14 protein-coding genes are annotated in these 12,117 nt (G+C 73.4%); 4 read left to right on the top strand and 10 right to left on the bottom strand.

The window, feature by feature from the left end:
- Positions 1 to 4 precede the first annotated feature (4 nt).
- Positions 5 to 718, bottom strand: coding sequence for an outer membrane lipoprotein carrier protein LolA (locus tag VF202_04520; GenBank protein HEX7039358.1), 714 nt, complete (start codon positions 716 to 718; stop codon positions 5 to 7).
- Positions 719 to 916: 198 nt separating this feature from the next.
- Here VF202_04520 and VF202_04515 point away from each other — a divergent pair, with 198 nt between their 5' ends.
- From VF202_04515 to VF202_04505, 3 genes are all read left to right on the top strand, one after another.
- A complete protein-coding gene (locus VF202_04515) occupies positions 917 to 2,080 on the top strand; it encodes a PEGA domain-containing protein (protein HEX7039357.1) in 1,164 nt (387 codons plus the stop codon).
- Between the two features lie 71 nt (positions 2,081 to 2,151).
- On the top strand, positions 2,152 to 2,928 hold the full coding sequence (locus VF202_04510) for an NTP transferase domain-containing protein (protein HEX7039356.1): 777 nt from the start codon (positions 2,152 to 2,154) through the stop codon (positions 2,926 to 2,928).
- Positions 2,925 to 3,485, top strand: coding sequence for a hypothetical protein (locus VF202_04505; protein HEX7039355.1), 561 nt, complete (start codon positions 2,925 to 2,927; stop codon positions 3,483 to 3,485). Before VF202_04510 ends, VF202_04505 begins: the two co-directional genes overlap by 4 nt.
- Here the strand turns inward: VF202_04505 and VF202_04500 are convergent.
- The 9 genes from VF202_04500 to VF202_04460 all read right to left on the bottom strand — a co-directional run bounded on the left by VF202_04500 (position 3,478) and on the right by VF202_04460 (position 10,893).
- Positions 3,478 to 4,311: a DUF692 family protein gene (locus VF202_04500; protein HEX7039354.1), complete on the bottom strand. Its 834-nt coding sequence runs from the start codon at positions 4,309 to 4,311 to the stop codon at positions 3,478 to 3,480. The two genes, VF202_04505 and VF202_04500, sit on opposite strands and share 8 nt — an antisense overlap.
- Positions 4,308 to 5,294, bottom strand: coding sequence for a tRNA (adenosine(37)-N6)-threonylcarbamoyltransferase complex transferase subunit TsaD (tsaD, locus tag VF202_04495; GenBank protein ID HEX7039353.1), 987 nt, complete (start codon positions 5,292 to 5,294; stop codon positions 4,308 to 4,310). Before tsaD ends, VF202_04500 begins: the two co-directional genes overlap by 4 nt.
- Before the next feature lie 10 nt (positions 5,295 to 5,304).
- Entirely contained in the window at positions 5,305 to 6,216 is a 912-nt protein-coding gene (gene thrB / locus VF202_04490) for a homoserine kinase (protein ID HEX7039352.1), read from the bottom strand.
- Positions 6,213 to 7,766, bottom strand: a complete 1,554-nt coding sequence (locus VF202_04485; GenBank protein ID HEX7039351.1) for an NAD(P)H-hydrate dehydratase — start codon at positions 7,764 to 7,766, stop codon at positions 6,213 to 6,215. The genes thrB and VF202_04485 overlap by 4 nt, the downstream gene beginning before the upstream one ends.
- Entirely contained in the window at positions 7,763 to 8,710 is a 948-nt protein-coding gene (locus VF202_04480; protein HEX7039350.1) for an aldo/keto reductase, read from the bottom strand. The genes VF202_04485 and VF202_04480 overlap by 4 nt, the downstream gene beginning before the upstream one ends.
- Complete coding sequence (locus VF202_04475) at positions 8,707 to 9,072, bottom strand: HIT domain-containing protein (protein ID HEX7039349.1); 366 nt, start codon at positions 9,070 to 9,072, stop codon at positions 8,707 to 8,709. The genes VF202_04480 and VF202_04475 overlap by 4 nt, the downstream gene beginning before the upstream one ends.
- A gap of 169 nt (positions 9,073 to 9,241) precedes the next feature.
- Positions 9,242 to 9,775 (bottom strand): orotate phosphoribosyltransferase, encoded by a 534-nt coding sequence (pyrE, locus tag VF202_04470; protein HEX7039348.1) that lies wholly within the window; start codon positions 9,773 to 9,775, stop codon positions 9,242 to 9,244.
- Between the two features lie 84 nt (positions 9,776 to 9,859).
- Positions 9,860 to 10,183, bottom strand: a complete 324-nt coding sequence (locus VF202_04465; GenBank protein ID HEX7039347.1) for an AzlD domain-containing protein — start codon at positions 10,181 to 10,183, stop codon at positions 9,860 to 9,862.
- Entirely contained in the window at positions 10,180 to 10,893 is a 714-nt protein-coding gene (locus VF202_04460) for an AzlC family ABC transporter permease (GenBank protein HEX7039346.1), read from the bottom strand. Before VF202_04460 ends, VF202_04465 begins: the two co-directional genes overlap by 4 nt.
- Before the next feature lie 159 nt (positions 10,894 to 11,052).
- Here VF202_04460 and VF202_04455 point away from each other — a divergent pair, with 159 nt between their 5' ends.
- A complete protein-coding gene (locus VF202_04455) occupies positions 11,053 to 11,841 on the top strand; it encodes a hypothetical protein (GenBank protein ID HEX7039345.1) in 789 nt (262 codons plus the stop codon).
- Positions 11,842 to 12,117: the final 276 nt, after the last annotated feature.

Raw genomic sequence — 12,117 nt, 5'->3', positions numbered from 1 at the left:
CGCGTCAGTCAGAGCGGTTGTCGATGACCTCGGCGTCCTCGGGCAGGGCCCGCACCTCCGCGGGGTCGAGGCCCTGGTTCACGACGAGCTGCTCGGCGTTCAGCTCGGCGACGACGCGGCCGTCCTCCTCCTTGAAGACGAGGCGGCGCGGCAGCCAGTCGGCGGCCAGGACCCAGGCGTCGACGTCGAGGATCATCGCCTCCCTGTCGCGGTTCGCGAAGGCCAGCCGGTAGACGGGACCGTCGGGGCCGTCCTCGACGCCCACGAGCTCGGCGTCGTAGCCCTCCAGGATCTGGCCGAGGTCGAGCGACAGGTTCGCCGTGGCGCCGTCCTGCCCCGTGGGCAGGATGCCGCCCAGCGCGTCGGGGTCGTCGGCGTCGAAGATCGTCACCTGGTTCGTGAGGAACGAGTAGCTGTACACGGACGCGCCGTCGAGGACGATCTGGTTGTCCGCCAGGGCGTCGGGCTGGATGATGTACGCGCTCGCCAGGTCCTGGCCCGGGATCACCTGCACCTCGATCTCGAGCGCGAACTCGGTGCCGTCGGCGTCGATCACGCGCCCCGTGAGCAGGAACGACGCGTCCTGGAGGTCCCGGGCGGCCTGCGTAACGTTGTCGAGGATCGTCTCCACGGACGGGGGCTCCTGCGCGGCGGCGAGGCCGGCCAGCAGCGCGGCGGCCGCGGCCAGGCGAAGCGATCGTGGCGTGATGGCTCGCATGGGGCACAACTTAGCCCACGCCCGCACGCCGCGACGCGGGGCTGCGACATCCCCCGCACAGGATGAAGAAGCCGTTAGGAGGTCCATAACGAGCGTATGTGGGCCGGTGCTACCCTCCTGCCAGAAAGGAGGCAGGCCATGCTCAAACGACTCTTAGGCCTAGCCTTGCTCTTCGCCTCCGCGGCGTCCGCTCAGATCGTGGTTAGCCCGCAGGCGATAGTCGTGAACCCGCGTCCGAGCTTCGGCGTGGACGTTTGGCTCGACCGCGACCCCACGGGCGAAGGCGCCCCCTCCTACCAGGTGGGCGAGGAGGTGAGGATCTCCGTGCGCCCCGCCGAGGACAGCTACGTCTACGTCTTCGACGTCAAGCCCAACGGCGAGATCACGCAGATCTTCCCGAACCGGTTCGACGACGACAACTTCGTGCGCGGCGGCAGCACCGTGACGCTCCCGCCGCCCCGCGCGCGCTACGTGTTCAACATCGCGCCGCCGCGCGGCCTCTCGAAGGTCATCGCCGTCGCCAGCCGGTCGCCGCTGGACACCAGGCAGCTGGCGCGCTTCGACGACGAGGACGACCTGTTCGCCCACAGCTCGATCGGCGAGGAGGGCTTCGTCCAGGGCTTCCGCATCATCGTCAACCCCATCCCGCAGGAGGACTGGGTCACCGACACCGCGCTCTACTACGTCGGCGACCGGCCGCCGCAGGCGGCTTACGGCACGCTGCAGCTGCGGTCGAACCCCAGCGGCGCCGAGGTCTACGTCGACGGCAGCTTCGTCGGCTACACGCCGGTCTCCTTCGGGACCAGGCCCGGGCGCCACGACGTGCGCTTCGTGCTCGCCGGCTACGAGGAGTTCACGACCTCGGTGAACGTCTCGCCCGGACGCACCGAGCCCGTCACCGCGAACCTGCGGCAGCGCGTGCGGGCGGGCAGCGCCTCGTTCACGAGCTCGCCCTCGGGCGCCGACGTCTACGTCGACGGGCGCTACGTCGGCACCACGCCCACCGGCTCGATCCGCTTCGAGCCCGGCCAGTACGAGGCCACCTTCGAGCTCCCCGGCTACGAGAGCCAGGTCATCGGCTTCCGCGTCTCCGAGGGCCGCGACACCGTCGTCGACGTCACCATGCGCGGCACCAGCTCGGTCGTCGTGATCCAGGCGAACGTCGGCGGGGCGACGGTCTTCCTCGACGGCAGCTACGCCGGCAACATCCCCTCGGGCAGCGGCCGCCTCGAGCTGCGCGACGTGCAGCCCGGACGCCACGAGATCGTCGTCATCGCGCCCCGCTACTCGACGTACGTGACGACGTTCACCCTCGAGCCGGGACGCACCGTCGAGCTGAACGTCAGACAGTCGCGCTTCTGAGCCTGCCCCCTCCCGTCCTCGACGCCGGAGCCCGCACGGTCGCGGGCTCCGGCACTTAGGTAGACTCCGCCATGCCGCCGGGAGGGGTGACAGCCGTGGTGCTGGCCGGGGGCGACCCCGGCGACGCGCTAGCCGTCGCCGCCGGGGTCCCCGCCAAGGCGCTCCTGCCCGTGGCGGGCCGTCCTCTCGCGGCCTACGTCTTGGACGCCCTGGCGGGCTCGGGACGCGTGGACGAGGTCGTGTACGTGGGCCCTGGCGAGCTCGAGCTCGCCGGCTACGACCTCGTGCGCCTGCCGTCCGGACGGCGGTTCGAGGACTCGTTCGCCCTCGGCCTCGGCGCCGCGCTGGGCCGCGGGGCCACGGAGGTGCTGCTGGCCACCGCCGACCTGCCCTGGCTCGTCCCCGACGCCGTGGCCAGGTTCGTCGACGGCGCCCGGTCCACGGGGGCGCAGGTCGTCTACCCGGTCGTGTCGGAAGCGGACATGGCGCGCGCTTTCCCGGAGCAGAGGCGCACCTACGTGCGGCTCAGGGACGGGCGCTTCACGGGCGGGAACCTGGCCCTGCTCGCCGCGGAGGCGGTCCCGGCGGTGCTGCCCCTGATCGCGCGGGCCTTCGGCGGACGCAAGGACCCGCTGCGCCTCGCCGCCCTCGTCGGGCTGGGCGTGCTCCTGCGGCTGGTCACCGGCACGGCGACGCTGGCGGCCCTCGAGGCGCGGGTCGGCCGGCTCCTGGGGGTGAGCGCCCGCGCCCTGCCCACCGAGGACGCGTCGGTGGCGGCCGACGTCGACAGGCTCGACCACCTGCCCGGGGTCCTCGACCCCGCCCAGCCTGAGTGGAGGAACGCGTGAGGAGACCCTCTCAGCTCCGCCTGGCGGCGCTCCTCGGAGCGCTCGCCGCCGTGGCGTTCGCACTGCTAGTTTCCCTCCTCGTCTCGCTCGTCGTGCCCGGCCAGGGCCGGCTGGGCTTCCGCGACTTCAACGCCGCCGGCCTCCTCGAGGGCGCCGTGTTCGTGCTCGCCTACTCCCTGGCGCTGATCTGGGTGCGCAGCTCGCTGCGCATCCCCAGCCCCACGCTGCTCTCCTTCGGCCTCTCGGCGCCGCCCACCGCCGGCGACGCGGCCATGAAGGTCCCCGTCGTGGACGCCGCCCAGGCGGTGCAGACGCTGTTCGAGAACCGCGTCGTGATCGTCCACCAGGACCGCGTGCCGATCGGCGTCACGGGCCTGCACCACGACCGCATCACCTCGTGGGAGGAGCTGGCCAAGGCGCCCTCCGACGTCGCCGTCACCGAGCTCCGCAGCATGCTCGCGCACGAGCAGCTCGTCGTGATCGTCGACGGGCAGGAGGTCAAGGGTGTGGTCACGCAGGAGATGTACCTGGCCGGCCTGTGGGGGTCGATCAGGTAGGGGCGGCCTGGTCCAGCGAGCCCACCAGCTCGCGCAGGAGCGGCACCTGCTCGGCCAGCACGTCGGGGTCCGTGCGCCACTCGAAGACCGGGCCGACACCGCCGTACTCGAACGCCACCGTCTCCGGCGCCGGCCAGGCGCCGGCGCGCACCCGCGCCAGCGCCGCGCGCAGGCTCGCGACGTCGTCCTCGGTGAGCGGCAGGTGGTCGCGCAGGCGTCCGTCGACGGGACGGACGCCGGACACGTGCAGCTCGCGCAGGGCGTGCGTGGGCAGCGCGTCGACGTACCCCCAGAGCCCCAGGCCCAGCGTCCGCGCCGTCAGGAGGGCGTGCGAGAGGTCGAGCAGCAGGCCGCAGCCCGTGGCCTCCACGACCGCCGCGACGACCCGCGGGTCGACGCCCGCGCGCAGGAGGCCGTGCTCCTCCCCGCGGTAGGGGACGTTCTCGACGATCACGCTCTCGGCGCCCACGACCTCCGCCAGTACCTCGACGTCCGCGACCAGCGCCTCGGTCACGCGGCGCCGCGCCGCGGGTGAGACGTCGCCCACGGCCACGTCGGGGAAGCGCTCCCGCGACGGCACGAGGTGGGCGTTGAGGTGGCGGGTGCCGGTGCGGCGCATCAGGTCGGCGGCGCGCCGCGGGTCGAGTCCGAGGCGCGTGGCCCCCAGCTCGGCGGGGAAGTGCACGTAGCAGGGCGCCGAGACGCACGCCGCGGCGATGAGGTCGTCCCAGTCGGGGACCTTGTAGATGTCGATGGAGACCGCCCCGGCCTCCACGAGGCGGGCCAGCGGCGGCGAGTAGTTGACGGCTAGCCGCGGGCGGCTCACGCGGCCGCCAGCGGGAGGTACGGCCGCGCGTCGGCGGTCCAGGCGCCCGGCGGCGCGGTCCCGCCGGGCAGCCGGTCCAGCGTCCTCTCGGCGGCGAGCGCGATCATCGCGCCGTTGTCTGTGGAGAGCGCCGGCGGCGGGAACGAGACCTCGAGCCCGCTGTGCGCCAGCTCCGCGCGGAGACGCCGGTTCGCGGCCACGCCGCCGGCGACGACGAGGCGCCGCGCGCCGGTGCGCTCGGCGGCGCGCAGCGTCACCTCGACCAGCGAGCCCACGGCGACGCGCTCGAACGTCGCGGCCACGTCCGCCTTGTCGACGTCCGGGCAGCGCTCGAGCAGCAGCGCCACTGCCGTCTTGAGGCCGGAGAAGCTGAAGCTGAGGCCGTCGTCACCCTTCAGCGGCCAGGGCAGCTCGACGCCGTGGTCGTCGCCCTGCTCGGCGAGCCTGGAGAGCGCCGCGCCGCCCGGGTAGCCGAGGCCCAGGAGGCGGGCGACCTTGTCGAAGGCCTCGCCGGCGGCGTCGTCGCGGCTGCGGCCCAGCTCGGTCACGCGGTCCCAGCCCTCCACGTCGAAGAGGACGGTGTGGCCGCCCGAGGCTATGAGGGCCAGGAACGGCGGCTCCGCGTCGGCGGCGGCGAGGTGGCCGGCGAGGTGGTGCACGGGCACGAACGGCACCTCGAGCCCGAAGGCCAGCGCCTTGCCGTAGCTCAGCCCCACGAGCAGCGCCCCCACGAGCCCGGGACCGTGCGTGGCGCCGACGGCGGTGAGGTCCGCGAGGTCGACGCCGGCCTCGTTCAGCGCGCGGAGCACGGCGCCGTCGATGACGCTGAGGTGCTCGCGGCTCGCCTGCTCGGGCACCACCCCGCCGAAGGCGGCGTGGAGAGCCGTCTGGCCGAGCACCACGTTCGACAGGACCCGCCCGCCCGAGACGACGCCGACGCCGGTGTCGTCGCAGGAGGTGTCGATGCCGAGGACCACGCCCACGCGGGCGATGCTAACACCGGGTCACGGCGTAGCCGGTCGCCGGACCCGGCTCCAGGACGCGACCTTCCGCGCCCACCCAGGCGGCCAGCACCTCGCGGCAGGCGTCCGCCGACTCGTCGCCGGTTATCGCCCCGACGGTCGGTCCCGCACCCGAGAGGTAGGCCGCGTCGGCGCCGGCAGCGCGCAGGTCGGCGAGGAGCCCGTCGAGGCCGGGCACGAGCGCGGCGCGGTGCGGCTGGTGGATCACGTCGAGGGAGGCCGTGCGCAGCAGCGAGCGGTCGCCCGTGGCGACGGCGGCGACCCACAGCGCGGTCCGGGAGGCCGTGAGGGACGCGTCGGCCAGCGAGCACGAGCCCGGCAGCGCGGCGCGCGCGGCGGACGTGGGGAGGGCGAAGCTCGGGACCCCGAACAGCAGGCGCCAGTCCGCGGGGACCGGGAAGGAGCGTGCCACGAACGCGCCGTCCTCGCCCCGCGCCGCGACGACGAAGCCGCCGTAGACGGCGGGACCGACGTTGTCCGGGTGCCCCTCGAGCTCGGCCGCGAGCCTGAACACGCCGTCGCGGCCCAGCTCCCCGCCCAGCGCGGCGTCGGCGGCGGCCACGCCGGCGACGAGCGCGGCCGACGAGGAGCCCAAGCCCCGCGCCAGGGGCACCGGGTTCTCGACCTCCAGCGCCACAGCCGGGGGCTGCCTGCCCACGGCGGCGTAGGCGGCGGCGAAGCCGCGGTGCACGAGGTTCCCCTCGCGCGAGGGCGGCGGTCCCTCGCCCGCGTAGGCGAAGGCGTCGTCGCCGGCGAGGGTCGCGCGCACCGTGAGGCGCAGGTCGACGGCCAGGCCCAGGGTGTCGAAGCCGGGACCGAGGTTCGCGCTGGTCGCCGGCACCGTGACGAGGAGGCGCGGCGGTCCGTCGGGGGCGTCGTTCATGGCTGCAGCTCGGCGCGGACCTCGGCGATGGCGTCCGCGACGTCAGAGGCTACCAGCCCGACGCCCAGGTCGCGCGCCGCGCGCTCCCCGGCGAGCCCGTGCAGGTGGACCGCGGCGCAGGCGCGCTCGAACACGTCGCCGCCCGGCGCGGCGAGCAGGGCGCCGAGGGCGCCGGCCAGCACGTCGCCGGTGCCGCCGCTCGCCAGGCCGGGGTGGCCGGCGTCGCTCACGGAAGCGCGTCCGTCGGGGGACGCCACCACCGTCGTCGCGCCCTTGAGGACCACCACGGCGGCGGTCGCCGCCGACAGCGCGCGGCCGGCGCCGAGCTGGTCGCCGCGGACGTCGGCGTCGATGCCCAGGCCCTCGAGCAGCCGCGCGGCCTCGCCGGCGTGTGGGGTGAGGACCGCCGGGGCGCCGCGCTCGGCCAGGCGGCGTAGCGCCGGCAGGTGCGGCGCCAGCGCCTCCGGGTGGAGCGCTGTCGCGTCCAGCACCACGCGGCCTGGCGCCCAGTCGAGCAGGGCCCCCAGCCCGCGGAGGGGAGAGCCCGTCTCCTCGGGGTCGAGCCCGGGCCCGACGACGAGCGCGGCGGACGCTCTCGCGCTCGAACCCGGGGGAGGCCAAGACCCGTCGTCGGCCGGCGGGACGAGCACGGTCTCGGGCCAGGCGGCGGGGTGGCGCTCGCGGCTCACCAGCGTGACCAGGCCCGCGCCGGCGCGCCACGCGCCGCGGCAGACGAGCTCGGCGGCGCCCAGGTAGCGCCGGGACCCCGCCACCACGGCGACCGTGCCCACCTCGTACTTGTGCGCGTCGGGCGCGCGGTCCGGGAGCCAGGGGGCGACCGTCTCCGCGTCGAGCCAGAGCGTGGGGGAGACGGACGCCAGCACCTCCGCTGGTATCCCGATGTCGGCGACCACGACCCCGCTCGGGCGCCCGGGGCGGGCGCCGGCGAACGACGCGCGCGCCGGGTGGAACGCCGAGGCGACCTTGGCGCCGGCGAGCTGGACCGTCACGTCGGCCCTCACGTGCTCGCCGGGCGGCGCGGCCCTGTCGGCGTCAACGCCCGTCGGCACGTCGACGGACACCACCGGCACGGCGCCGGCGTTCAGCGCCGCGGCCGCCTCCGCGTAGACGCCCCCGAGCGGGCGCGCGAGCCCGCAGCCGAGGAGCGCGTCGACGGCGACGGCGGCGTCGGGCTCGGCGGCGGCGAGCCACGCGGTCACGGCGCCCGCGGACAGCGGGGCGGGCGCCAGGCCGGCGCGCAGCGCCGCCTCCCGCGCGCCGCGGGCCGCCGGCGTGCGCGGCTCCTCCGTCGCCTCGAGGAGCGCGACCTCGAGGTGGGCCGCGAGCGTCGCGGCGGCCACGTAGCCGTCGCCCCCGTTGTTGCCCGGTCCGCACAGGACCAGCGCTCGTCGGGCGCCGGGGAAGCGCTCGCGCACCTCCCGGGCCACGGCGCGTCCGGCGGCCTCCATCAGCGCCTCGACGGGCACGCCGCTCGCGGCGGCGAGCCTGTCGGCCTCGGCCATCTGGGCCGCGGTGTAGAGCCTCCTCAGGCGACGGCCTCGGCGATGCGCTCGAGCACCTCGGCCGACAGCTCGACGTCCGAGGCGGCGGCGTTGTCCACCACCTGCTCGACGCGCGTCGCGCCCGTGATCACGCTGGACACGCCCGGCTGGTGTAGCAGCCAGGCCAGCGCGAGCTGCGCCCTGGTGATGCCGAGCTCGTCGGCGATGGGCTTGAGGGCCCGCACGCGCCGGACGTTCTCGTCCGTCATGAAGCGGTTCCTGAACTGCTCGAAGTTCGCGAAGCGCGTGCCCTCCGGCACCCCGTCGTCGTACTTGCCCGTGAGCATGCCCTGCGCCAGCGGGCTGAACACGACGATCCCCAGGCCCTTCGGCTGGGCGACGGGGAGGACCTCCTTCTCGAAGCGCTCGCGGTCGAGCAGGGAGTAGCTCGGCTGCTCCGCGACCGGCGCGACGAGGCCGTTGCCCTTGGCGAACGCGACGGCCTCGGCGATCTTCGCCGGCGGCCACATGCTCGTGCCCCAGTAGTGGCTGCGTCCGCTGCGGACGACGTCGGTGAACGCCTCGACGATCTCCTCGAGGGGCGTCTCGTCGTCGTAGCGGTGCGCGAAGTAGATGTCGACGTGCTCGACCCCGAGCCTCTCGAGGCTCATGTCTATCGACTCGAGCACGTGCTTGCGGTTCAGTCCCCTGTCGGTGACGGCGTCGGACATCGGCCAGTACACCTTCGACGACAGGACGTAGGACTGGCGCGGCAGGCCGAGGTCGCGCAGGGCCACGCCCATCGTGCGCTCGCCCTCGCCGCGGCGGTAGGCGTCCGCGTTGTCGAAGAAGTTCACGCCGAGCTCGACCGCCTTCTCCATGATCGTCGTGATCGTGCGCTGGTCGTCGACGGTGTGCCCGAACGTCGTCCAGGCGCCGAGGCTCACCTCGCTGACCTTGAGCCCGCTGTTGCCCAGCCTGCGGTACTTCATCGCTTCCCCTCCTCCGCCTGCGGCAGCATCCGGCCCAGCCTGCGGCCCCCGACCAGGTGCATGTGCAGGTGGTAGACCTCCTGTCCGCCGTGCTCCTTGCAGTTGACGATCAGCCGGTAGCCCTTCTCGAGCCCCTCCTGCTCCGCCACCTTGGCGGCGACCGTGAACATGCGCCCGAGCGCGGGCTCGTGCTCGGGACGCACGTCGGCCACGGTGGGGATGGGCTCGTTCGTCACGATCAGCACGTGGGTAGGGGCCTGCGGATGGATGTCGCGGAACGCCGTGACGAGGTCGTCCTGGTAGAGGACGTCCGCCGGCACCTCGCGCCTGACGATGCGGCTGAAGATCGTCTCCTCTGGCATGAGCCGAGTTTACGCAGTCGGGAGAGGTGCTCGGGTTGCCGTCCTGGGCGGAGGGAGCGCTGCCGGTTCCGGCGGGGGCGGGCGCCGCTGGTCTCGCCCGGGCCCCTGCAGCGAGCAGCCCGGCAGCGGGCTACAGGCTCGAGCGTCCGAGGTTCGGCTCGGCCCCGCCTCAAGCGTGGCCGGCGGCCCGCTCGAGGTCGGTCATCGTGAAGAGGGCGGCCAGCGCCACGCCCGCCTCCGCCAGCGCCGCGGCACCTCCCGCCTCGCGGTCGATGACGCAGACGGCGGAGTCGACGACCGCCCCGCGCTCGCGCAGGTCGTTGCTGGAGATCACGACCTGCCCGCCCGACGTCACCACGTCCTCCACGACGAGCAGCTTCTTGCCGGCGATCTCGCCGCCCTCGGCCAGGCGCATCGTGCCGTACTCCTTGGCCTTCTTGCGCACGAACACGACCGGGAGGCCCGTGAGCTGCCCCAGCATCACGGCCAGCGGCACGCCGCCGAGCTCGAGGCCGGCGAGCATCTCGGTGTCGGGCGGGACGAGCCGCGCCAGCGCCTGCGCGACCTCGGCGAGGAGCTCGGGGTCCGACTCGAAGAGGTACTTGTCGAAGTAGCGGTCCGACCTGGCGCCCGACCGCAGCACGAACTCCCCCCGCAGCAGCGAGCGCTCGTAGATCGCGCGGGCGAGCTGGTCCCTGGTCACGCGCGCGATGTTATCAGGGTGCTCGCGGCCGGCGGACCGGAGCGCGCCAGAGGGGAACCGCCGGACTCCGGCGCGCCGACCCGCTCAGCCCAGCGCCCAGCTCAGCAGCCACAGCGCGGCCATACCCGTCAGGAACGTGAGGGTCACGTTGCGCGTGCGCCAGGCCACCACGCCCGCCACGACGCCGGCCAACAGGCGCACGTCGACCGGCCCCAACGCCACGCCCGAGGGCCTCACCAGGGCAGGCAGCGTGATGGCGGCGAACACGGCCGCCGGCACGTAGCTCAGGGCTCGCTGCAGCACGTCCGGCAGGCGCCTGTCGGTGGCGGTGACGAGGAAGATGCCGCGCTCGGCCAGGGTGATCAGGGCGGCCAGCACGATGGCGAGCCAGACCTCGGGGCGGCTCACGGCGCCCTCGCCGCCTCGGCGCGGCGCGCCAGGAGGCTCTCGGCGAACATGCCGGCCGCGATGCCCGCCAGCACGCCGACGATGAGGCCGAGGTTGTAGGGGAGCGGGGCCAGCACCACGGCCAGGGCGCCGGCCACGGCTGCCGCCACGAGCAGCGGCCGCGTGGTCACGGCCGGCACCAGGAGCGCGAGGAAGATGAGCGGCACCGCGAAGTCGAGCTGCCACTCGGGCGGCAGCTGCGCCCCCAGCACGGCGCCGGCCGCCGTGGTCGCGACCCACGCGACCCACGCGGTCACGCCGTTGCCGAGGAAGTACGCCACGCGCGGGAAGCCGTCGTCGGCCCTGGGGTACTTGACGATGGCCAGGGCGAACGCCTGGTCCACCATCAGGAACGAGACGAGCGCGCGGCTGAGCACCCCGTAGCGCCGCAGCCAGGGGGAGAGGGCCAGGCCGTACATCAGGTGGCGCAGGTTCACCATGGCCACCGTGAGCACGACGGCCCACGCGGCCGCGCCCGTGGCGATGAGGGAGATGGCGGCGAGCTGTGCCGCGCCGGCGAACACCAGCGCCGACATCAGGACGATGTCGAACGGGTGCATCCCGGCGCCCACGGCGCTCACCCCGGTGATGAGCCCGAACGGCGCGATGCCGAGCAGTATGGGCAGCACGTCGCGCAGGCCCTCGAGGAACGCGCGCCTCTCAGCGGTCACGCGAGAGAAGCTAACCCGATGAGACGTGGTAGTTGCCGAGATATCACTCCAGGCGCCAAGCTGGGTTCCAGCGGGTACCTGGTGCGGCACTGGATCCCACCCTACGAGCGACTGCAGGGCTCGGTACGGGACGGCGGACGGGGGGCTGACCATATGTCCATGACGTTCAGACGGGTAGTAGCGTTCACCTTGCTTTCGGCTGGATGGGCTGCAGCACAGGACCAGGAGCTTGCGACGCGCACCCAGGTGTTCGTCGTAAGCGGAAGCCGGCTCGTGCCTGCGACGGCTTCGAACGTCGGGCCGGGAGCGATCTTGGAGTATCAGATCGAAGCCGTGAACGACGGGTCTTCGACTGTGCCAGCGGGGGACGCTGTCGTAACCAGCCGAATCGTACCGGGCTTCGAGTACGTGCGCGGTTCTTGGCGCGCTTCAGAAGAAGCGGTGATGGCTACGTTTTCTGTCGATGGGGAGAACTTCTACGTTCCGCCGATCGCTTTTGGCGGCACAAGGGACAGAAGGGTGTACGAACCTTACGAGTACCGCGCCGTTCGATGGCGAGTGCTAGACCCCGTGGACAGCGGTCAAGTCCTCACATTCAGGTACCGAGTTCGCGTGGCCGACGATGACGCTGGAGGGCAGCCGGCCCACGCTCCGGCGCCCTCGGCAGACGGGCTCGGGTTCCGGATCGTGTCCTATGACATGCGTTGGGAAGGCGACACGTTGTGGGTTGTCGGCGAGGTGCTGAACGTCGGGGCCGCTGCAGCTGGCGTCGAGCTGCAGATAATCGCCAGAGACGCGACCGGTCGACTCGTCGACGTAGCGACGTTCTGGCCCGCGAGCACGAGAAACATCAGGCCAGGCACTAGTTACGGCTTTCGCTATCCGGTGACCCGTGAGAGGTCTGCGGTGCGGATCGAGGTGCAGGTCGTGGGGTCCGAGGTGTGGTGAGCAGACTCTCCCCGATGTAGCGAAAGTCGAACGATCCGGCTGACAAGTGAAAGGGAGACGAGCGGTTCCGAGGCAGGCTCTCCGTGGCGCACCTCCCGCCTTCCGTGCTAACCTGTGACGTTCTGTGGGCGCAGGGTCGCCCCGTCACGACAGCGAACCGCACCGGCGCCAGCCGGGCCTGCCACGGAGGAGAGACATGCCGCGCGTCTGCGCAGTCACGGGCAAGAAGACGAGGTCGCAACAGACGAGCACCCGCAAGGGCTCGGCGAAGCGGAA

The sequence above is a fragment of the Trueperaceae bacterium genome (assembly GCA_036381035.1).
Classification (GTDB): domain Bacteria; phylum Deinococcota; class Deinococci; order Deinococcales; family Trueperaceae; genus DASRWD01.
The sequence above is the reverse complement of the archived record's forward strand: the minus strand, read 5'-3'. Positions and strand labels throughout refer to the sequence as shown.

Coding starts and splice junctions, on each gene's coding strand:
- VF202_04520 (HEX7039358.1), bottom strand. CDS start 718: ATGCGAGCCATCACGCCACGATCGCTTCGCCTGGCCGCGGCCGCCGCG.
- VF202_04475 (HEX7039349.1), bottom strand. CDS start 9,072: ATGCCAGAGGAGACGATCTTCAGCCGCATCGTCAGGCGCGAGGTGCCG.
- VF202_04510 (HEX7039356.1), top strand. CDS start 2,152: ATGCCGCCGGGAGGGGTGACAGCCGTGGTGCTGGCCGGGGGCGACCCC.
- thrB (HEX7039352.1), bottom strand. CDS start 6,216: ATGAACGACGCCCCCGACGGACCGCCGCGCCTCCTCGTCACGGTGCCG.
- VF202_04455 (HEX7039345.1), top strand. CDS start 11,053: ATGACGTTCAGACGGGTAGTAGCGTTCACCTTGCTTTCGGCTGGATGG.
- VF202_04480 (HEX7039350.1), bottom strand. CDS start 8,710: ATGAAGTACCGCAGGCTGGGCAACAGCGGGCTCAAGGTCAGCGAGGTG.